The sequence below is a fragment of the Sneathiella marina genome (assembly GCF_023746535.1).
Lineage (GTDB): Bacteria > Pseudomonadota > Alphaproteobacteria > Sneathiellales > Sneathiellaceae > Sneathiella > Sneathiella marina.
Window position 1 is genome coordinate 2,714,171 of the sequence record NZ_CP098747.1, and the last position, 18,582, is coordinate 2,732,752.

Sequence of the window (18,582 nt, forward strand, 5' to 3'; positions counted from 1 at the left end):
TGGATTAGAATTTTATTGCAAAATAATGCCATCTTTGATCACCCATTTCAATGGGAAAATGTCATGTTGTGACGCAATTCAAATGAGTGAGATCCCGTATGAACCCGTTAACGACAGCCCCGTATTTTCGCAGCCTTTGCCAGCGCAGCTTGACCACATTTTGGGAGATATTCCGTATCATGATCCCGATCATGATCGCCCTGCGCCTCGCGGAAACATATGGCCTTATCCAATGGATCAGCCCCGCCTTGCGCCCCGTGATGGCGATACTCAACCTCCCGCCGGAAGCGGCCATCGTCTGCCTGACCTCGATCCTGGCGGGGCTGTATGGCGCCCTCGCAACCTTGCCGATCCTGATCGGGCATGATCTGACCGCGGCGCAAGTCACCTCCCTGTGCGCCATTATGCTGATTGCCCATGCCATCCCGGTTGAGCAGGCGATTGTGCGTAAAGCAGGCGGCTCCTTTTGGGGCACAACATTCCTCCGCCTGTTCGCCGCCGGCCTCGCGGCATTCCTGATCGATGTTGCCAGCAAGACAACCGGCTTTCTGTCGCAGCCACAGCCGCTGGACCATTTACAGGAATTTGCCCGGGCCGAGGCAAGCCATCTGGACTGGGCCCTTTCCAACCTTATGGGCATGGGGCTGCTATTTGCGATCCTGACCGGGCTGCTGGTCATGATGGATGCCTTTAACCGGATCGGCGTGACCGCACTGATTAACCGCCTGCTTGCCCCGATCATGCGCCTGTCCGGGCTTGATCGCTCGGTCACCTCCATCACCACCGCCGGGATATTGCTCGGCCTGGCCTATGGCGGCGGGTTGATCATTGCGCACGGCAATGACCCGAGCATATCGCGCAAGGCAAAATACTACGCCTTGTGCTGGTTATCCCTGTGCCATGGATTGATAGAGGATGTGGCGATTATGGTCGCCATCGGCGGTGATTTCTGGGTGCTGTTCATGGGCCGCATCGTCCTCACCTTCGCCCTGGTTCGCACGCTAATGCTCTGGCATCAGTTATTCCCAAAAAAACAACTGGCCCAATCGTAAACCAGCCTTCACCGGGACTACGAGCGGACGGCGGCGATCATCCCCTGCTGCTTGGCCTCATCGCCGAACACATAAATCTCTCTTGCGTTACTGCCCGGGCCCTTATACACCGGCAAACAGGAATGCTGACGCAAAGAAAAGCGCAAGATATGTCAGGATAAAAACACCGGCCAGATACCATGTGAAGAAGAATTTCTCTTTAAAAAAAATACCCAGAAACAAAGCCAAAAAGAAAACCATATAAATTGGCAGGCTGTAGAGCGGAAAGATCAGGGCAGCAAAGGGCACGACACCAAGGCTCATCACGGAAAGCAGCAACGAATATAGAAGACGCGCCAGCACCATGCCCGGCCCCGCTTCTTCAGGTAAGGTAAAAAAGACAAAAGCCGTCTGCGCCAGGAAAATCACCATGAGCGCAATCAGAAACGCCTTCAAAATCTTTCCGATAACGTCCGGTGTGAAAATCTGGTTCAGATTTCGCAATCCGCTGGCCATCTCGCTTTTCCTGTCATTGCAATATGCCTAAAGGGAAATATGGGTTCCCCAATATTGCCAAACAACCCTAAAAAGAGGGTTAAAACCACCTTAGCGAGATGCCTAAAGGACAGAGAAGCTGCGTTTTCAGAAAAGCGGGAGGCCGGTTTGACGATACTAGGCGAAACAGCGAAACCCAGCCCTACACGCGCGCGCCCAGCATCAAATCGAGGTTCTGTACCGCCGCGCCCGATGCGCCCTTGCCGAGATTATCGAACACCGCGGCGATCATCACCTGCTGCTTGGCCTCATCGCCGAACACATAGAGCTTGAGCTTGTCGCTGCCCGCCATCATGTCGCCGGGCAGGCGTTTGACGGTTTGCGCGTCGGATAAGGAGACCAGCTCGATCACCTCGCTGCCCGCATAAAAGGCCGCCAATGTATCATGGATATGGGCCACCGTCGGGGTGCCCGGCAGCCGCGCCAGATCCAGCGGGACCTGGGTAATCATGCCTTGCGGGAAATTGCCGACACTGGGGATAAAGACCGGTGGCTTGGCCAGCCCGCCATAAACCTGCATTTCCGCCAGATGCTTGTGCTGCAACTGCAGCCCATACAGATGAAAGGCCGCGGGCGGGCTGTCATCGCCTGCCCCGCCGTCCGTATTTTCATACTCGGCAATCATCTGCTTGCCGCCGCCCGTATAACCGGAGACGGCGCTGACCGCGACCGGGTAATCGGCGGGCACCATACCGGCGGCCACCAACGGGTTGAGCGCAACGATCACACCGGTGGGATAACAGCCCGGATTGCTGACCCGCGCCGCACCGGAAATCAAGTCCGCCTGCCCCGCTTTCAGCTCGGCCAGACCATAGACCCAGTCGGGATCGGTGCGGTGGGCGGTGCTGGTATCGATGATCCGCACGGAGTTGGCCCGCGCCAGCGAGACGGTCTCCTTCGCCGCCGCATCGGGCAGACAGAGGATCGACACATCGGCATCATTCAGCGCCTGTCCGCGCCGCACGGGATCCTTCTTCTCGGCCGCATCCAGCAGGATCAGCGAAATATCACCACGCGCCGCCAGCCGCTCCTGTATCTGCAACCCCGTCGTCCCCGCCGATCCATCAATAAAAATATGCGCCGTCATCGCCTTGTCCCGTCAAAAAATACAGCTGCTCTTATACGCCGTATAACATGCTCTTTGCAACGCGCCATGTATCTCCTTTAAATGTCGTTACCTGGAACCCGACGCAATCTGAACGTTTCAGCGTCCCGATCAGTCCTGGCAATTCGGGGAAAAACAGTCTTTCGCAGCCAGTGTTCGGCATTAGTGGCTTTGACCTGACACAGATGCTCAAATAAGTTGTAAATTCAAATTTCCTTATGTAGTTTTATCTATACAGAAAACCTTATGAGCAGAAAATTCGCAGACAGGCACCTGAAACACCATGGCTGAAAATGGAAATAACCCCTGGCCGTCTCTCGTCGTTTTTATTTTTACGATTCTTGAAATTCTTTTTCTTGCAGCAACAACCGTGTCGTTTCTTAACTTGAAACCCTATATTTTGTCTTATAATCCGCCGGATTTTCTGATTTCGTCCCTTGGTGTCGCAAAATTCATACTTTTGTCCCTTGAATCTGTTTTTGTCGTTTTCAGCCTGATTGTTTCCAGTTTGCTAATCCTTCTTAAGAAGGCGGACGATATCGGCACCAGCTGGAACCTTTTCAAAGGTTTCTGCAGTGAGATGCTATGTTCATTTTTGTTTATGGTGCTGATGTTTGCGGTCACAATTGCCATAGGCTTTTTTCAGGATTCTTTTAACGAGGACGTTGTTCCGATTGAAATAGACCTTATATATTATGTGTCTGTTATAGCGTTTTATGTTATGCTGGCAATGTTTGTTGCCCTGCTCACCGTTTCAATGTTCAGTACAGCAAATGCCCGGTTTATTATGCTGAGAAAAGGGCGGTAAGGAGTTTTAAATGTCAGTTGAAAAGAAACAATCCGGCGTCGAAACACCCGATATCCTGACGGTAACACCGAGTGAGGAAGTGCATTTCATTGCCCAGGCGGCCGTTGCGCCCATAACCGTGATGGTTCGAATGCTCCGGGATAATAAGTCCTTTGGAACATCCCTGATGCAGACCCTGGATCGTAACTCCTATGTCAAGAACAGACGGCTGAAACAAAAAGGCGAGCAGGTAACTACCCTTTAGTTTTTGGATGAACATCACCCTATAAATAATTCATATAACGGTGTCGGCTACCGCTCCGCCAACGCTTCTTTAAAAAACGCAATGGCAATTTCAATGCTGCCAAAAGCCGCGAGGTTGTTATGGCCGGCGCCGTCGATGGCGAGGAATTTGGTGCCCTTTGGGGCCAGCTCGGCGAGGCGTTTGCCGAGCTTGAACGGGATAACCCGGTCGGCGGTGCCATGGATGATCTGGATCGGTGCGGTGATCTGGCCGATCAGCTGGTCGGAATGGAACGGATGCTTGAGCAGGCCATCCAGCGGCACCCAGCCCATGCGATAGCGTGCCACATCAAGGATCGAGGTGAAGGGCGCCTCCAGCGCCACGGCGAAGACCGGGCGCTGCACCGCCACCGGCACGGCGACACCGGTGCCCAGCGAATGGGCGTAGAGGCCGATGGGCTGATCCGATTGGCGGCGCACATGATCGTAGGAGGCGAGACCATCCCTGATCAGGCCAGCTTCGGTGGGGCTGCCCGTACTGCCGCCATAACCGCGATATTCCACCAACAAAACGCCAAAGCCGGCGGCCGCCAGTTTCTCCCCCTTGCTGATCTGGTAAAAGGCGGCGTCTGCATTGCCGTGAAAGACGAGGATCGTCGCCTCCCCGGTCTCCGCCCGATGTTCATAGGCGCGTAAAGTCTCCCCGTCTTCGGTGGTGATCCTGACTGCGTCAAAATCCCCTTGCGGGCCAGCCGGCGGCACCAGATCCGGCGCCGGAAAAATCATTTTCGCCTGCAGGAAATACATGGCGGCGAACGGCAGGATGCCGAAAATCACGACAATTACGGCCAGAAATTTGGTGGCGCGGATCATGACAATGGACTCATTCCATTAGTCTAAACCAGTCTTTGACCGTTAGCCTCAATCGAACAATTTCATCCTCTGCCAAAGGGCTACAATGTGCTATCGGGCCTCTTAATAAATTCAAACTATGCATTACACGGTTAAATCCCTTTTGACTATTAAAGAGATCACCGAATTGATCCCAATTTTTCCTAACTATTTCTCCTAGTTCACCGAAAGTAGTGTAATCAAGTTCATCGTCTGATCTTTGCGTGAAAGCTGATTCAATTTCTCGTTGGATATTTTCTTTCACGTTATTTTTAATTGGGTCAGGAATATCCGTCTTGTCCCACCAGTTTTCACCTATCTCAGATTTCATCTTTTCCTTAACAAGGTTTCTTATTGAGAGCTCGAGGCAATAGAAAAGCTCGTAGTGGACTGCCATTTCACGAGCCTCTGACCGAATAGCGTGCTGAAACTGTGGATAATACTCTTCATCTTTATCTTTTTCGGAATCAAAATTCCTACCAAGGTCAATTTTGAGCTGGCTCTCGATAACATCTAGATCGCTTTCAGCCATCTGGTTAGACATAACGAATAATTTGATATTTTCTTCCATGTTATTTCTTTAAAAGGTTTTCTCGAAGGCTCTTAAAAATTGCATTAAATACTGCAACGTCATCCGTCTTAGGAAGAACCAGGTTAATTGTGTAAGAAAGATTAAGTTTTAGATCTTCCGCATCTACTACTTCACCACCTAATGGATTGTTTATGTTTCCTTTTGGATCATCCAACTGATCGCTTTTTGCAGGTGACGCTTTAAAGTCAGCGAAAGTCTTTAGCGCTTCATAAGTTCCACAAATTGCTCCTATTGTTTTGTTACCTTTTTCCAAGCCAGTCATTTCCATAATCAAGCCTGTAAGATCGTTCTTGCTTAAGCTGTGTGCATACTCATTCCTCAAATAAACATCCGCATAGGCAGTTTTTATTGCCTCCGCCATCGCTGCCTTTGAAACAGAATCATTTGTATTTCTAAACTGCTTATAACGGTCAGTTGGTGTGCCATCGCTAGCGAGTAGCCCAAGTTTTTTAGCCAAGGGAATAAATGCTTTAGATCCACCGCCGGGAAACCCCAGTTCCGTTGCCAAAAAGTCTTGAGTAAATCTCTCGGGAGTAGCCGCCACTTTAATTTTGTCTAATATTTTTGCAATCACTCCAGTCGCATTTACAAATGCTGGATAATTTTTTGCCATTATCTAACCCTTCTTCAAAAGCAATAGGCTTCCAAACAATTACACATATAGAGCCTATATTAGCAATCAAAACATCTTTATACAACTTTTACTACAATGCCGAGCTTGCTAATATTTTGATACTAAAAGAAGTACTTCCGTCCTATAGAAATTTTTAGGTCATTCTCTGCAAATATTGTCTTAGTTGACAAAGATAGACGCTCTACCGCCCGCGAAATTCCGGGTCGCGTTTTTCGAGGAAGGCGGTGATGCCTTCCATATAATCCTCCGACGCGGTGGCCAGCGCATATTGATCGATATCCATATAGCTGGTGGCGTGGTTGAGGGCGTTGGCGGCGACGCTGGCGCCCTGCTTGATCATGCGCACGGGCAGCGGCGGTCGGGCGGCGATTTTGGCGGCAAAGTCCCGGGCCAGATCCAGCGTCTTGCCATCCTCGGTCACTTCCTCCACCAGGCGCCATTTCTCGGCCGTGGCGGCGGAGATGATCTCGGCGATAATGCAGAGCTGCTTGGTGCGGGCCGGGCCCATCAGGTTGACCATGCGCGGGATGGACTGCCAGCTCATATTCATGCCGTTGCGGATTTCCGGCACGTAGAATTGCGCGGATTTTCCCGCGATGCGCATATCCAGCGCGGCGATCAGGGCGACGCCGCCGCCGATGCAATAGCCTTCCACGGCGGCGATGGTCATGGGTTGCAAGTCTTCCCAGGCCTTGCACATTTTCGGGCCGACCGACAGCATCTCGCGCTTGTCCATCAGGCCCGCCTCCAGCCGTTCCTTCAGCGCGGCGTCCTTCAAATCGAAGCCGACGGTGAAATTTTTGGCGTTGCCGGTGAGGATGATGGCGTTGGTTTCGGTGTCGCCTTCAAAATCGCGGGCGACGAAAAGCAGTTCCTTCATCAGCTCCACGGACATGGCATTGACCGCATTGCCGCGATCAAAGCGGACGATGGCGACGCGGTCCTTCTTTTCAACAGATACATACTTGTAGGTCATGAGGTTCCCTCTTATATTTTTATTATTCTGTTCCCGATCATTTCCCCAAAAAAGGAAGAAAAATGCCCGCTTATATCATCGCCCGGATCAATGTCACCGACCCGGAGCAATATGAAGTGTATAAATCTCTGGCACCGGTTGCCATCAAAAAATACGGCGGACAATACCTGACCCGTGGCGGTGCCATGGAAACGCTGGAGGGCGCGGCGGAAACCAGCCGCGTGGTGATCCTGCAATTCCCCGATATGGAGGCCGCCCGTGGTTTCTATAACAGTCCTGAATATGGCAAGGCCAAGGACGCCCGGGAAAATGCGGCCAACGGTACCTTTACATTGCTCGAAGGATATGTCCCGGCGTAAAGCCTAGTACAAGTCGCCATCGTCCAGCGGGGCGAAATAAGCCTGCACATCGGCGTCGCTGACCCCTTCCAGGGTTGGCGGCTGCCATTTCGGTGCCCGGTCCTTGTCGACCACGGCGGCGCGGGTGCCCTCATAGAAATCAACCCCCTGAATGATGCGGTTGACCATGCGGAACTCCATGCGCATGCAGTCGTCAAATTCCATTGACGCACCGCGGCGCAGCTCCTCGAACGAGACTTTCATGCTGGTCGGCGACTTGGTCAGCAGCATATCGGCGGTTTTCAGGCACCAGTCATCGCCATCCTCCTGCAGGCTCCTGATGATTTCCTCGACCGAGAACTGGCCGAAATGATGATCGATCTGTTTCAGGCGGTCGATGATCGGGGCATCGCCGGGATGATCGGAAAACCGGCCGATGATCACATCAATCTCATGATGGATATTATCCGTATAGTCGGCGGCAACCAGCGCCGCCTCCAGACTTTTAAGCTTTTCCGACGGCACATGGGAATTGGAAATGCCGAGAAAGACGGCGTCGTCCGCTTTCAGCCGGGCCCCAGTCAGGCCCACATACATGCCCGTCTCACCGGGGCAGCGCGGCAGAAAATACGATCCGCCCACATCGGGAAACAGGCCAATGCCCGATTCCGGCATGGCAAACAGGGTCCGTTCCGTGGCGACGCGATGGCTGCCATGTACCGAGACGCCAACCCCGCCGCCCATGACAATGCCATCGATAAAGGAGATATAGGGCTTATGGAAATGCTTGATACGGGCGTTGAGCAGATACTCATCGCGGTAGAAATGATAGGGATAGTCGGCGCCTTTGCGGCCCTCTTCATACAGCTTGATGATATCACCGCCGGCACAAAAGGCACGATCCCCCGCCCCTTCCACCAGCACCAGCTTGACGGTCGGATCTGTATCCCATTCCGCCAGCTTGGCATCCAGCGCCAGACACATTTCATGGGTCAGCGCGTTCAGCGCGTGTGGCCGGTTCAACGTGACCATGCCCACGGATCCTTGCAGGCGGAAAATAATTTCGTCTTGTTCGGTCATGATCAGCCCTTGCCCTGTCCGTCTTTCAGTTTGCGGGCGATGACCACCCGCATAATCTCGTTGGTGCCTTCGAGGATCTGGTGCACCCGCGTGTCGCGGACAAACCGTTCCATGGGGAAATCCCGCAAGAAACCGTAGCCGCCATGCAGCTGCAGCGCATCATTGCAGATATCAAAGCCGGCGTCGGTGGCATAGCGCTTGGCCATGGCACAATAGAGCGTGGCTTCCGGGTCCTTCGCATCGAGCTTGGCCGCCGCCTGGCGGATCATCAGGCGCGCCGCCTCCAGCTCCGTCGCCATGTCGGCAAGCTTGAACTGCACCGCCTGGAACTCTCCCACCGGTTTGCCGAACTGCTTGCGTTCCGCCGTATAATTCTGGGCACTTTCAAGGCAGGCACGCGCCGCGCCGATGGAACAGGCTCCGATATTAAGCCGTCCGCCGTCCAGTCCCTGCATGGCGATTTTGAACCCCTCGCCTTCCGCCCCCACCAGATTCTCAACGGGAACCCGGCAATCATCGAACTGGACCTGGGCCGTTGGTTGGGAATTCCAGCCCATTTTCCGCTCCTGCGCCCCGAAACTGAGACCTGGCGCATCGGCAGGTACGGCTATGCAGCTGATCCCGCCCGGCCCGTCGTCACCGGTCCGCACCATGGTCACATAGACATCACTATGGCCACCACCGGAAATAAACGCCTTGGCGCCGTTGAGGATATAATGATCGCCGTCGCGCACGGCCCTGGTCCTGAGCGCCGCCGCATCGGAACCGGAGCCCGGCTCCGTCAGGCAATAGCTGGCGACATAGTCCATGGAGGTCAGTTTGGGGACGAATTTTGCCCGGACTATATTGGATCCAAACCGGTCAATCATCCAGCTCGCCATATTATGGATGGAGATAAAGGCCGCCGTTGATGTGCAGCCCGCGGCCAGCTCTTCAAAGATAATGGCCGAGTCCAGCCGGCCCAGCGCCGATCCGCCATGCTCCTCCCCCACATAAATGCCGCCAAAACCCAGTGCTGCGGCCTGCCGCATTTCATCAATGGGAAAGATTTTTTCCTCGTCCCATTTTTCCGCGTTGGGGGCGAAAACATCTGTTGAGAAGGCGCGCGCCATGTCGCGAAACGCAGCCTGATCCTCGGTAAGATTAAAATCCATGTCGGTACGCCTTTTATCAACCCTTTCCCTTTGATACGTCGTCCCCGGAAAGATGTCAATAATATACCAAACGACCGTTAGGTTTAATTATTTGCAGGACCCCGCATCACGCTATAATATGCCAGCCAGCAACCACCCGAATACAGACAACAGGATACACCGCCCCATGAAAACCCCGACGCCTGCTTTTCCGCGCACCCGTATGCGCCGTGTCCGGAAAACCGATTGGTCCCGACGGCTGGTGGCGGAAAATACCCTGACACCGTCCGACCTGATCTGGCCGGTTTTTGTTCATGAGGGTGAAAACCTGGCTGTAGAGATCCCTTCCATGCCCGGCGTCAAACGGTTGAGCGTCGATTTACTGGTCATCGCCGCGAAAGAGGCCTTTAATCTTGGTATTCCCGTGATTGCCCTGTTCCCGGCGGTGGAACAGCATCTGAAATCCGATGACGGCCGGGAGGCTCATAATCCGGACAATATCATCTGCAAAGCCATCCGTGCCCTGAAAGACGCCGTTCCGGAAATGGGCGTTCTGTGCGATGTCGCCCTTGACCCCTTTACCCTCCATGGTCAGGACGGCCTTGTGGAGAATGGCTATGTGGTCAACGACCCCTCGGTTGAAGCCCTTATCCGCCAGACCCTGAACCAGGTCGAAGCGGGCTGCGATATCATTGCCCCGTCGGATATGATGGATGGCCGGATCGGGGCAATCCGCGACGCCCTTGAGATCGAGGGGCATATCAACACGTCGATCATGTCCTATGCCGCGAAATACGCCTCGGGGTTTTATGGCCCCTTCCGGGATGCGGTTGGATCAACGGGTAATCTTGGAACCAGCGACAAGCGGACCTATCAGATGAACGCCGCCAATAGCGATGAAGCCATACGTGAAGTTGCCCTCGATATCAATGAGGGGGCGGATATGGTGATGGTCAAACCGGGCATGCCGTATCTCGACATCTGCCGGCGGGTCAAGGATACGTTCGCAATTCCCACCTTCGCCTATCAGGTATCGGGGGAATATGCCATGCTCAGTGCCGCGGCCCAAAACGGCTGGCTGGAGCGGGACAAGGTCGTCATGGAGAGCCTTCTCGGGTTCAAACGGGCGGGCTGTGACGGCATCCTGACTTACTTTGCCGTGGATGCCGCCCTGCATTTACAAGGCTAAAGCGGACTAACGGCCGCCGGATACATCAAGCAAAGCCCCGGTGGTGTAAGACGCCTCATCGGACATCAGCCACAGAGCCGCGCTGGAGATTTCTTCCGGCTCGCCGGCCCGTTTCATGGGGATCATGCCTTTCACCCGCTCGATCCGGCCGGGCTGGCCACCGCTGGCGTGAATGTCCGTGCGAATAACGCCGGGCCGTACGGCATTGACGCGAATACCCTCTTCCGCCAGCTCCTTTGACAGCCCCAGGGTCATGGCATCAATGCCGCCCTTTGATGCCGCATAATCCACATATTCACCGGGACCGCCCAGGCGCGCCGCCACGGACGAGATATTGACGATGGACCCGCCGTCTCCGCCATGCAAGGTTGACATGCGCTTGATGGCCTCGCGGGCGCATAGAAAGGGCCCGGTCAGGTTGATGGCAAACATTCGCGTCAGCCGGTCCGCGGTCATTTCATCCACCCGCGCCTTCACGTCAACCACGCCGGCATTATTGACCAGTGCATGTAACGGCGCCAATTCCCGGTCAACCAGGGCAAACATCGCCAGAATATCCGCTTCAACCGACATGTCGCCCTGCACCGCAAGAGCCCGGCCTCCGGCATCGGTAATCTGCTGGACAACATCTGCCGCAGCTTCCTTGTTGCCAAGATAATTAACACAGACGTCATAGCCTTTTTCAGCCGCGCCCAAGGAAATGGCGGCGCCGATACCGCGGCTGCCCCCTGTTACAATGACTGTCTTATGCATTTAATTCCCTCCAAGCGCCTGTTCCATATCTTCAATAAGATCCTGTACATTTTCAATGCCAATGGACAAACGCAGCAGATCCGGCGGACAGGGTGTTCCCTCGCCTTCAATACTGGCCCGATGTTCCACAAGGCTTTCAACACCTCCCAGAGACGTCGCCCGTTTAAACAAATCCAGTTTGGCCGCCGCCGCCATGGCCGCTCCCTCGCCGCCCTTGATACGCACGCTCAGCATCCCGCCAAACCCGCCGGTCATCTGGCGGGCGGCGATCTCATGCCCCGGATGCGACGGCAATCCCGGATAAAGAACTTCTTCAACGCCCGAATGGGTATGAAAATGCCGGGCCAAAGTCAGGGCATTTTCCGACGCCCGCTGCACCCTCAAGGAAACCGTCCGCATGCCGCGTAACAGCAACCAGGCCTCGAACGGGCCAAGAACGGCACCGCCGGCATTGCGATTAACCTTCACTTTTTCCCAGAAATCATCGTCTTTTTTGGTTATCAGAGCCCCGGCAAGCACGTCGGAATGTCCGTTAAGATATTTCGTTGCCGAATGCATGACAATATCGGCACCCCAGGATAAAGGCTGTGTCAGCAAGGGAGTTGCAACCGTGTTGTCAACGGCAAGGCAGGCTCCGGCTTCGGCGGCAACCTCGGCCCAGGCGGCAATATCATCGATAACCCAGGTTGGGTTGGCCGGCGTCTCCAGCCATAGAAGTTTGGTTTTCCCGGGAAGGACGGCGGCTTTCAACGCCGCCACATCGCCGTTCGGCACAAATGACATGTCGATGCCCCAACTGGCCCCAACGGTCACCAGCCATTTACGGAGCGACCAATACATGACTTGTGGCGCAATCATGTGATCACCGGGACGGAGCGATTGAATAACGGCGAGCGCGGCGGACATACCCGAAGAAAATAAAAGCGCGTCGGATCCTTGCTCCAATTCACACAGGATTTTTTCGGGTTGATCATAGTTCGGGTTGTGGTCACGGCTATATACTCGGCCTGACGGATAGTCGCCGTCCGGCTCCCGTTCATAAGTCGTGCTTGGAAAAATCCCCGGAATCACACCTTTGTGGCTTTCCTCAAGCCATCCTAACGCCTGCGCGGTCACGGTGTCCGGATTTAATTGTTTTTTATTGTCTGTCACAAAAAACCTCACTTCGTTACAACACTTTAAAGACGTATTGAATTTATATATATACTCTAATTACGAATATATACTGGACGGGCAGATGACATTGATCACCACCATAACTAACACCTTGAACACGGAGCGCCAAAAGAAGAATCTATTGCCGCTGACACTCGATAAGCGCCTCATGGAAACCGCTCAGCAGCATGCTGAATTCATGGAAAAGAAGCAAGCCTTAACCCATTCCGGCGCCAAAATACTCACCCTCCATCCGGCGCTCTCCAGTCCGGTTCAGGCGTCGGAGATTGCCGATAGAATTCGGGCAACCGGTTACCTGTTTTCCGTGGCTGCTGAAAATATAGCGCTCGGTGCTGTTGATGCAGCGGGCTTGATCCGTCTTTGGATGAACAGTCCGCCGCACCGTGACAATATTCTAAATACCCATATTACCAATATGGGTATTGGTTTTTCGGAACCAGGGCGTCCGGAAACAGATATCCTGCGCTATTGGTCGCTGTCCCTGGCGGCACCGATAAAAACGGTTCCCTAGCCAGGGACTGGGTTATTTCTGCAGAGCCCGCAAACGACGAACCAGGCTTGAGGTATCCCAGCGATTACCCCCCATATTCTGAACATCAGAATAATACTGATCCACCATTGCCGTGTTCGGCAAGCTCGCCCCGATCTGGTCGCTGGTGCTGAGGCAGATCCCCAGATCCTTGCGCATCCAGTCAACGGCAAAGCCGAATTCAAACTCATCGGCAATCATTGTTTTATAGCGATTTTCCATCTGCCAGCTCTGTGCTGCGCCCTTGGAAATCACTTCTATGACTTTTTCGGCATCAAGCCCGGCTTTTTGCGCAAAATGAATACCTTCGGACAATCCCTGGACCACACCGGCTATGCATATCTGATTGACCATCTTTGTTAGCTGTCCCGCCCCGACATCGCCCAGCAGCATGCAGGCTTGAGAATAGGCATCAATTGGTGTTTTCGCCCGGTCAAAATCCGCTGTACCGCCACCGCACATGACGGTCAGCACGCCGTTTTCCGCACCGGCCTGCCCGCCGGACACCGGTGCATCCACAAAGCCAATGCCATCTCCCCTGGCAATTTCCGCCAGTTCCCGCGCCACCTCAGAGGAGGCCGTGGTGTGATCGATAAAGACCGATCCGGCGTCCATACCCGCAAAAGCCCCGCTGTCCCCAAGAACGACACTGCGTAAATCATCATCATTGCCAACGCAGGCCATCACGAATTCCGCGCCGGATGCCGCAGCAGCAGGTGTGTCAGCCGCCGTGCCACCATAGTCGGAAACCCACTGATCGGCCTTCGCCTTAGTTCGATTGTAAACGGTCACGTCATAACCGGCTTTTTGCAGAAATCCTGCCATTGGATATCCCATGACGCCCAACCCGATGAATGCAGCTTTCGTTCCCATCTTTTGTCTTCCCTGATTTTAAAGTCGTTATTAAGTCGCGCCCGCGAAACCTGTCAGGTCATTGACCTGCTAGAAAGTGTGATATTGCCCTTTGTGAAACAGCAATGCCTGATCCTCTTCTCCAACCACGACATTTGTCACCCGGCAGATAAAAACGGAGTGATCACCGGCGTCATGAACCGCATGTGTTTCACATTCAAAAACAGACAAGCTGCCCTCGAACACCGGGCACCCGTTCTCCCCCAAATGAAAATCAATGCCTTCAAACCGATTGTCCCGCGCCATGGAAAACCTGTCCGACAGTTGCCGTTGTGCCGGCGTCAGGATATTGACCGCGAATTTGCCCGAAATCATAAACTCCTGACAATGTCCGCCAACCCGCGCCAGGCTGAACAGGACCAGCGGTGGATCAAGCGAGACCGAGCTAAAGGAATTTATCGTCACGCCGAGTGGCTCGTCATTGGCATTCTTTGCCGTGACAACTGTTATCCCAGTTGCAAAGCAGCCCAGCGCATTCCTAAATTCTTTTGCATCAAATGTCATTTTACGCGACCAAGATTGCTACTTACCTAAACCCTGCTCCCTAGCATACGGAAGCGGCGCGCACTTTCCCATAGATAACAGACAAAATCATCCCTTTTCTTCGTCTTCGCCTGTCATTAAAGGGGGTGATAAATTTAATCCAGACGAGGGAATTCACCATTCGCTAAAAACTTCGTAAAATTACACACGCTTTATTAACCATTTTCCATAAAAATCGGGAACGCAATATATGTGCGTAAAAGTAAAGGTTTTCTCGAGAATGTTTTGGATTATTGGCATTGTTGTTACATTTGGCTCTGTTGCCGGTGGGTATGCCCCCCATGGCAGCTTCGCCGTGCTATTCCAGCCGCTTGAATATCTTATTATTCTGGGCGCAGCGCTTGGCGCCTTTTTACAGGCAAACCCTAAATGGGTTATCATGGGCGTCGCGAAATCCATGGGTAAACTCATCAAGGGCGCCCCATACACCAAGCAATCCTATTCGGAATTGCTGACTTTGATGTATGCCATCTTCAAGCTCTCGAAGACAAAAGGCATGATCGCCCTGGAGCCGCATATCGAGAACCCGGCCGAAAGTGCCCTCTTCCAGCATTTTCCCAGCTTTCTGAAAAATCATCACGCGCAGGATTTCATGTGTGACTACCTGCGGCTCATGACCATGGGCACGGAAAACCCGCATGAACTTGAAGCCCTTATGGAACAGGATATCGAAACACATCATAATGAAGGCCATGCCATCTCGGGCTCCGTGACGGCTTTGGGCGAAGCCCTTCCCGCCTTTGGTATTGTTGCGGCGGTTCTGGGCGTGATCGTGACAATGGGGTCCATTGCCGAACCTCCCGAAGTCTTGGGTGGTTTGATCGCCGCCGCTTTGGTGGGAACGTTTTTCGGTATTTTCGTGGCCTATGGCATGTTTTCCCCCATGGGAAAAAACCTGGAACAGTTTACCGACGCGGATTCAAAATACTACGAATGCATGAAGCAGGGCTTGCTGGCGCATCTGCAGGGTTATGCCCCGGCGGTCTCCGTCGAGTTTGCCCGCAAGACCCTTTACAATCATGAACGGCCGACTTTCGTTGAGGTGGAAGAAGCCTGCAATGACGCCCCGACAGTTTAACATTTTTTTGCGGAAATTCAGGTTCTGAACCATGGCCGATGATGCTGTCCCCATAATCATTAAAAAAGTCAAGAAAGGCGGGCATGGCGCCCATGGTGGCGCCTGGAAGGTTGCCTATGCGGATTTCGTGACGGCGATGATGGCGTTTTTCCTGCTGCTTTGGTTGTTGAATGTGACAACGACAGAACAAAAAGAAGGACTGTCCGACTATTTTGCCCCAACAACCTCCAGCCTCAGCCAGTCCGGCGCGGGCGGCATGCTTGGCGGCCGGAGCATGCAGGTCGATGGCGCCCGCCTGTCGGATACGGGGTCGCCCTCCGTGGTTTCCAGCATACAACCGCCTGAACAGGGTAAAAAAGAGGATGGGGAAGCCGCCAAAACCCGCGAGATGGAAGAAGCTGAACTGCTGGCCAAACTGGCAAAGATCGAAGAAGCCAGCTTCGATCAGGCAAGAGATGAAATTCGGCAAGCCATAGCAAAGGATCCCCAGCTTTCCGGTCTGCAAGATAACATCATCATCGATATGACACCGGAAGGGTTGCGCATTCAGATCGTCGACCAGTTTAACGAAAGCATGTTTGAAAGTGGCAGTTCGAAGATTACTGGCCGTGTCCGCAATCTGATTTCAATGATTGCAAAATCCATTGCAGAACTCCCGAACAGTCTTTCCATTAGTGGTCATACGGACAGCTCTTCCTATAATGGCAGCGACTACGGGAACTGGGAATTGTCGTCTGATCGTGCCAATGCCAGCCGGCGCGCATTGCTTGAGGGCGGATTATCGTCCGACCGCATTGAAAAAGTGGCCGGGCGCGCAGATACCGACCCGTTGATTGCGGATGATCCTTCCAATCCCGGTAACCGGCGTATCAGCATTATCCTTTTGCGGGAGACACCGGTGCTGCCAAAAAACTTGAAGTGATCTAGATTTTCCAGATCAACAGCTGTGTCTTGCGGCCGTCCTTCACGGTGATGATCTTGTCGGGCTTTTGATCCGGTACCGCGAAACTGTTGCTGATGAACAAGCTTCCGGGTTTCAGTTCTTCCTGTGCTTTGGCAAATAGCCGCGCCATGGGGACAGGGGACAAGAAACAATATACCACGTCGAACTCAGACAAATCTTCCTTCCAGATATCGCGAAACCTGAACTCCAGGTTGTCTTTGCCATGGAGTTTGCGTAAGCACCAGGAAAAAATAAAGGGCAGAGGTGCTGATTCCACCCCGTAAAAACGGCTTTCAGGGGAGCGGCTTGCCAGATATCGTAATGTCCCACCAAGGCCACTGCCAAGATCAACAAACCTGATGCTCTTTTTATTAGGAAGTAACTTTAATAAAGCCGCAGAAGTTTCTGTGTTTGTGAGATAAAGCGGGACCCGGTTTGAAGCGACATTCCAGAATACAAGCACCAGTAAAATCAAGATAACCGGATAAATCCACATGGGCAGGCCCAGTCCGAGGGCAAGGATCACCAGCGGGGGAGCCACACATTGGCCAATTACCCATCCCCAGCCAAATTTGAAATATTTGGTAACGGTCGCCGCGATTAATCCCTGGGCGGACATTTGCCAGAAAAGAGGAACACCATACCCGACCAAGGCGTTCACAGTCGGCATGGCCAGGTACAATCCCCCGAAGACAACAGCCTGAATTGCCAGGATGGCAAAAATGGGCGGCCGGTTTGCTGTGGTCATGGTCTTGATTAACGTGCGGCTTGGGTGTGGCCGGCAGGAACATCTTCCTTGATCGGCCAGTGAAGAAGGCCCGAAATCAGCCCCAAGGCGACACTCAACCACCAGATCACATCGTAGGATCCGTACATGTCATAGGCGACCCCGCCCAACCAGGCGCCTAGAAAGGCGCCCATTTGATGACCAAAGAAAATGAAGCCAAACAACGTCGTCATATATTTTGCCCCATACAAGCTGGCGACCAATCCGGACGTAAGCGGGACAGTGGAGAGCCATAACAACCCGAGAATACCGGAGAAGATGACCACCGTCACCGGGGTCATCGGCACAATGATAAAGCAGACGAACAGGGCTGCCCGGGCAAAATAAAGATAACTCAGGAGGAATTTTTTCGTATATTTACCGCCAAGATATCCGGCTGCCAGCGACCCGACCACATTGAACAATCCAACGATTGAAAGCGCCATTGCACCGTAACTTGCAGCCATTCCCTGATCTACCAGGTAAGAAGGTAAATGAACGGCGAGAAAGGTGACATGAAATCCGCAGACAAAAAAGCCGGCGAACAGGAACCAGTAACTTTTACTGCTGGCGGCTTCGCGGATGGCTTCGGATATACTGCCAGCACCGGAAGCGCCGCTGTCTTCCGCTTTGCCCCGGACCCCCATTGATGCCGGAATAACAATGAATGTGCATATGGCAATCAACACCAGTGCCGTCGACCAACCATAACTGGACAGGAAGGCCTGACCCAATGGCAGCATCAGGAATTGCCCCAAACTGCCCGCGGCACCGACAATCCCCAGCGCCATTGAGCGCTTCTCTTCAGATACCGCGCGTCCTACGGACCCCATAACGACGCCAAAACCGGTGCCCGCCAGCCCCAATCCAACCATCAAGCCGGCAGACAGGTGTAATTCCGTTTGCGAAGATGTTTGCGACATCAGGAAAATACCGCCCGAATAAACCAGACCGGAAACCAGCAGTGTTTTTCCGGACCCATATTTATCGGCAATCATTCCGGCGAACGGCTGGGAAAGACCCCATACCAGGTTCTGGATGGCCAGCGCCAGGCCAAAAATCTCCCGGCCCCAGCCCATATCCGTCGAAACCGGCTCCAAAAACAAGCCGAAAACCGCTCTTGAACCCATGGCGACAAGGCTTATGAGGCCGCCTGCGATGATAAGAATGAGAAATGACCTGGACTGCATTTATCCGTCTCCGGCTTACGTTTTTTGCTATTCTGATTTGCCCAATTCATCATTGGATGATTGTAATTGTCTCATCAAGTACCATTTATTACTAGAATGCGGTACCAATTGTTTTCTGCAAGAAAAGGATTTATGGCA

At 53.4% G+C, this 18,582-nt stretch carries 22 protein-coding genes; 8 read left to right on the plus strand and 14 right to left on the minus strand.

Features of this window, described 5'->3' with window-relative positions; all coding sequences use genetic code 11:
* Positions 1-98 precede the first annotated feature (98 nt).
* On the plus strand, positions 99-1,052 hold the full coding sequence (locus tag NBZ79_RS13020; RefSeq protein WP_251932903.1) for a nucleoside recognition domain-containing protein: 954 nt from the start codon (positions 99-101) through the stop codon (positions 1,050-1,052).
* Positions 1,053-1,154: 102 nt separating this feature from the next.
* On the opposite strand, the gene NBZ79_RS13025 is transcribed toward NBZ79_RS13020, so the two are convergent.
* Both NBZ79_RS13025 and argC read right to left on the minus strand, forming a co-directional pair.
* Positions 1,155-1,547: a hypothetical protein gene (locus tag NBZ79_RS13025; protein ID WP_251932904.1), complete on the minus strand. Its 393-nt coding sequence runs from the start codon at positions 1,545-1,547 to the stop codon at positions 1,155-1,157.
* 181 nt (positions 1,548-1,728) lie between these two features.
* Positions 1,729-2,673: an N-acetyl-gamma-glutamyl-phosphate reductase gene (gene argC, locus NBZ79_RS13030; RefSeq protein ID WP_251932905.1), complete on the minus strand. Its 945-nt coding sequence runs from the start codon at positions 2,671-2,673 to the stop codon at positions 1,729-1,731.
* Positions 2,674-2,974: 301 nt separating this feature from the next.
* On the opposite strand from argC, the gene NBZ79_RS13035 reads away from it, so the two are divergent.
* Together NBZ79_RS13035 and NBZ79_RS13040 are read left to right on the plus strand one after the other, a co-directional pair.
* The gene (locus NBZ79_RS13035; protein WP_251932906.1) at positions 2,975-3,499 is read left to right on the plus strand and encodes a hypothetical protein; all 525 of its coding nucleotides are present in this window, start codon (positions 2,975-2,977) and stop codon (positions 3,497-3,499) included.
* A 10-nt stretch (positions 3,500-3,509) separates the two neighbouring features.
* The gene (locus NBZ79_RS13040; RefSeq protein ID WP_251932907.1) at positions 3,510-3,743 is read left to right on the plus strand and encodes a thioesterase family protein; all 234 of its coding nucleotides are present in this window, start codon (positions 3,510-3,512) and stop codon (positions 3,741-3,743) included.
* A gap of 47 nt (positions 3,744-3,790) precedes the next feature.
* On the opposite strand, the gene NBZ79_RS13045 is transcribed toward NBZ79_RS13040, so the two are convergent.
* From NBZ79_RS13045 to NBZ79_RS13060, 4 genes are all read right to left on the minus strand, one after another.
* A complete protein-coding gene (locus NBZ79_RS13045) occupies positions 3,791-4,594 on the minus strand; it encodes an alpha/beta hydrolase (RefSeq protein ID WP_251932908.1) in 804 nt (267 codons plus the stop codon).
* A gap of 10 nt (positions 4,595-4,604) precedes the next feature.
* Complete coding sequence (locus tag NBZ79_RS13050) at positions 4,605-5,183, minus strand: Swt1 family HEPN domain-containing protein (RefSeq protein WP_251932909.1); 579 nt, start codon at positions 5,181-5,183, stop codon at positions 4,605-4,607.
* A gap of 1 nt (position 5,184) precedes the next feature.
* Positions 5,185-5,817 carry a DUF5343 domain-containing protein gene (locus NBZ79_RS13055; RefSeq protein WP_251932910.1) on the minus strand — a complete coding sequence of 211 codons (633 nt, stop codon included), beginning with the start codon at positions 5,815-5,817 and terminating at the stop codon, positions 5,185-5,187.
* 202 nt (positions 5,818-6,019) lie between these two features.
* A complete protein-coding gene (locus NBZ79_RS13060) occupies positions 6,020-6,814 on the minus strand; it encodes an enoyl-CoA hydratase/isomerase family protein (protein WP_251932911.1) in 795 nt (264 codons plus the stop codon).
* Positions 6,815-6,876: 62 nt separating this feature from the next.
* On the opposite strand from NBZ79_RS13060, the gene NBZ79_RS13065 reads away from it, so the two are divergent.
* Positions 6,877-7,173 (plus strand): DUF1330 domain-containing protein, encoded by a 297-nt coding sequence (locus tag NBZ79_RS13065; protein ID WP_251932912.1) that lies wholly within the window; start codon positions 6,877-6,879, stop codon positions 7,171-7,173.
* A gap of 3 nt (positions 7,174-7,176) precedes the next feature.
* Here the strand turns inward: NBZ79_RS13065 and NBZ79_RS13070 are convergent, their stop codons facing one another.
* A complete protein-coding gene (locus tag NBZ79_RS13070) occupies positions 7,177-8,232 on the minus strand; it encodes an enoyl-CoA hydratase/isomerase family protein (protein WP_251932913.1) in 1,056 nt (351 codons plus the stop codon).
* Between the two features lie 2 nt (positions 8,233-8,234).
* Positions 8,235-9,386, minus strand: a complete 1,152-nt coding sequence (locus tag NBZ79_RS13075) for an acyl-CoA dehydrogenase family protein (RefSeq protein ID WP_251932914.1) — start codon at positions 9,384-9,386, stop codon at positions 8,235-8,237.
* 166 nt (positions 9,387-9,552) lie between these two features.
* Here NBZ79_RS13075 and hemB point away from each other — a divergent pair, with 166 nt between their 5' ends.
* Positions 9,553-10,554 (plus strand): porphobilinogen synthase, encoded by a 1,002-nt coding sequence (gene hemB, locus NBZ79_RS13080; protein WP_251932915.1) that lies wholly within the window; start codon positions 9,553-9,555, stop codon positions 10,552-10,554.
* A gap of 6 nt (positions 10,555-10,560) precedes the next feature.
* Here hemB and NBZ79_RS13085 read toward each other — a convergent pair whose 3' ends face one another.
* Together NBZ79_RS13085 and NBZ79_RS13090 are read right to left on the minus strand one after the other, a co-directional pair.
* Positions 10,561-11,307, minus strand: a complete 747-nt coding sequence (locus NBZ79_RS13085) for an SDR family oxidoreductase (protein WP_251932916.1) — start codon at positions 11,305-11,307, stop codon at positions 10,561-10,563.
* Positions 11,308-12,459: a trans-sulfuration enzyme family protein gene (locus NBZ79_RS13090; protein ID WP_251932917.1), complete on the minus strand. Its 1,152-nt coding sequence runs from the start codon at positions 12,457-12,459 to the stop codon at positions 11,308-11,310.
* Between the two features lie 85 nt (positions 12,460-12,544).
* Here NBZ79_RS13090 and NBZ79_RS13095 point away from each other — a divergent pair, with 85 nt between their 5' ends.
* Positions 12,545-12,994 carry a CAP domain-containing protein gene (locus NBZ79_RS13095; RefSeq protein WP_251932918.1) on the plus strand — a complete coding sequence of 150 codons (450 nt, stop codon included), beginning with the start codon at positions 12,545-12,547 and terminating at the stop codon, positions 12,992-12,994.
* A gap of 12 nt (positions 12,995-13,006) precedes the next feature.
* On the opposite strand, the gene NBZ79_RS13100 is transcribed toward NBZ79_RS13095, so the two are convergent.
* Complete coding sequence (locus NBZ79_RS13100; RefSeq protein ID WP_251932919.1) at positions 13,007-13,885, minus strand: NAD(P)-dependent oxidoreductase; 879 nt, start codon at positions 13,883-13,885, stop codon at positions 13,007-13,009.
* A gap of 69 nt (positions 13,886-13,954) precedes the next feature.
* Complete coding sequence (locus NBZ79_RS13105; protein WP_251932920.1) at positions 13,955-14,428, minus strand: flavin reductase family protein; 474 nt, start codon at positions 14,426-14,428, stop codon at positions 13,955-13,957.
* Positions 14,429-14,687: 259 nt separating this feature from the next.
* On the opposite strand from NBZ79_RS13105, the gene motA reads away from it, so the two are divergent.
* Positions 14,688-15,545, plus strand: coding sequence for a flagellar motor stator protein MotA (motA, locus tag NBZ79_RS13110; RefSeq protein WP_251932921.1), 858 nt, complete (start codon positions 14,688-14,690; stop codon positions 15,543-15,545).
* Between the two features lie 31 nt (positions 15,546-15,576).
* Entirely contained in the window at positions 15,577-16,467 is an 891-nt protein-coding gene (motB, locus tag NBZ79_RS13115) for a flagellar motor protein MotB (RefSeq protein WP_251932922.1), read from the plus strand.
* Between the two features lies 1 nt (position 16,468).
* Here motB and NBZ79_RS13120 read toward each other — a convergent pair whose 3' ends face one another.
* Positions 16,469-17,236, minus strand: a complete 768-nt coding sequence (locus NBZ79_RS13120) for a class I SAM-dependent methyltransferase (protein ID WP_251932923.1) — start codon at positions 17,234-17,236, stop codon at positions 16,469-16,471.
* Between the two features lie 8 nt (positions 17,237-17,244).
* Positions 17,245-18,444, minus strand: a complete 1,200-nt coding sequence (locus NBZ79_RS13125) for an MFS transporter (protein WP_251932924.1) — start codon at positions 18,442-18,444, stop codon at positions 17,245-17,247.
* Positions 18,445-18,582 lie beyond the last annotated feature (138 nt).

Bases quoted from the DNA above. Each gene is read 5' to 3' on its own strand.
- NBZ79_RS13120 (WP_251932923.1), bottom strand. From the start codon at position 17,236: ATGACCACAGCAAACCGGCCGCCCATTTTTGCCATCCTGGCAATTCAG.
- hemB (WP_251932915.1), top strand. From the start codon at position 9,553: ATGAAAACCCCGACGCCTGCTTTTCCGCGCACCCGTATGCGCCGTGTC.
- NBZ79_RS13070 (WP_251932913.1), bottom strand. From the start codon at position 8,232: ATGACCGAACAAGACGAAATTATTTTCCGCCTGCAAGGATCCGTGGGC.
- NBZ79_RS13050 (WP_251932909.1), bottom strand. From the start codon at position 5,183: ATGGAAGAAAATATCAAATTATTCGTTATGTCTAACCAGATGGCTGAA.
- NBZ79_RS13085 (WP_251932916.1), bottom strand. From the start codon at position 11,307: ATGCATAAGACAGTCATTGTAACAGGGGGCAGCCGCGGTATCGGCGCC.
- NBZ79_RS13025 (WP_251932904.1), bottom strand. From the start codon at position 1,547: ATGGCCAGCGGATTGCGAAATCTGAACCAGATTTTCACACCGGACGTT.
- NBZ79_RS13105 (WP_251932920.1), bottom strand. From the start codon at position 14,428: ATGACATTTGATGCAAAAGAATTTAGGAATGCGCTGGGCTGCTTTGCA.
- NBZ79_RS13055 (WP_251932910.1), bottom strand. From the start codon at position 5,817: ATGGCAAAAAATTATCCAGCATTTGTAAATGCGACTGGAGTGATTGCA.
- NBZ79_RS13020 (WP_251932903.1), top strand. From the start codon at position 99: ATGAACCCGTTAACGACAGCCCCGTATTTTCGCAGCCTTTGCCAGCGC.
- argC (WP_251932905.1), bottom strand. From the start codon at position 2,673: ATGACGGCGCATATTTTTATTGATGGATCGGCGGGGACGACGGGGTTG.
- NBZ79_RS13040 (WP_251932907.1), top strand. From the start codon at position 3,510: ATGTCAGTTGAAAAGAAACAATCCGGCGTCGAAACACCCGATATCCTG.
- NBZ79_RS13060 (WP_251932911.1), bottom strand. From the start codon at position 6,814: ATGACCTACAAGTATGTATCTGTTGAAAAGAAGGACCGCGTCGCCATC.
- NBZ79_RS13100 (WP_251932919.1), bottom strand. From the start codon at position 13,885: ATGGGAACGAAAGCTGCATTCATCGGGTTGGGCGTCATGGGATATCCA.
- NBZ79_RS13075 (WP_251932914.1), bottom strand. From the start codon at position 9,386: ATGGATTTTAATCTTACCGAGGATCAGGCTGCGTTTCGCGACATGGCG.
- NBZ79_RS13095 (WP_251932918.1), top strand. From the start codon at position 12,545: ATGACATTGATCACCACCATAACTAACACCTTGAACACGGAGCGCCAA.
- NBZ79_RS13065 (WP_251932912.1), top strand. From the start codon at position 6,877: ATGCCCGCTTATATCATCGCCCGGATCAATGTCACCGACCCGGAGCAA.
- NBZ79_RS13045 (WP_251932908.1), bottom strand. From the start codon at position 4,594: ATGATCCGCGCCACCAAATTTCTGGCCGTAATTGTCGTGATTTTCGGC.
- motA (WP_251932921.1), top strand. From the start codon at position 14,688: ATGTTTTGGATTATTGGCATTGTTGTTACATTTGGCTCTGTTGCCGGT.
- motB (WP_251932922.1), top strand. From the start codon at position 15,577: ATGGCCGATGATGCTGTCCCCATAATCATTAAAAAAGTCAAGAAAGGC.
- NBZ79_RS13035 (WP_251932906.1), top strand. From the start codon at position 2,975: ATGGCTGAAAATGGAAATAACCCCTGGCCGTCTCTCGTCGTTTTTATT.
- NBZ79_RS13125 (WP_251932924.1), bottom strand. From the start codon at position 18,444: ATGCAGTCCAGGTCATTTCTCATTCTTATCATCGCAGGCGGCCTCATA.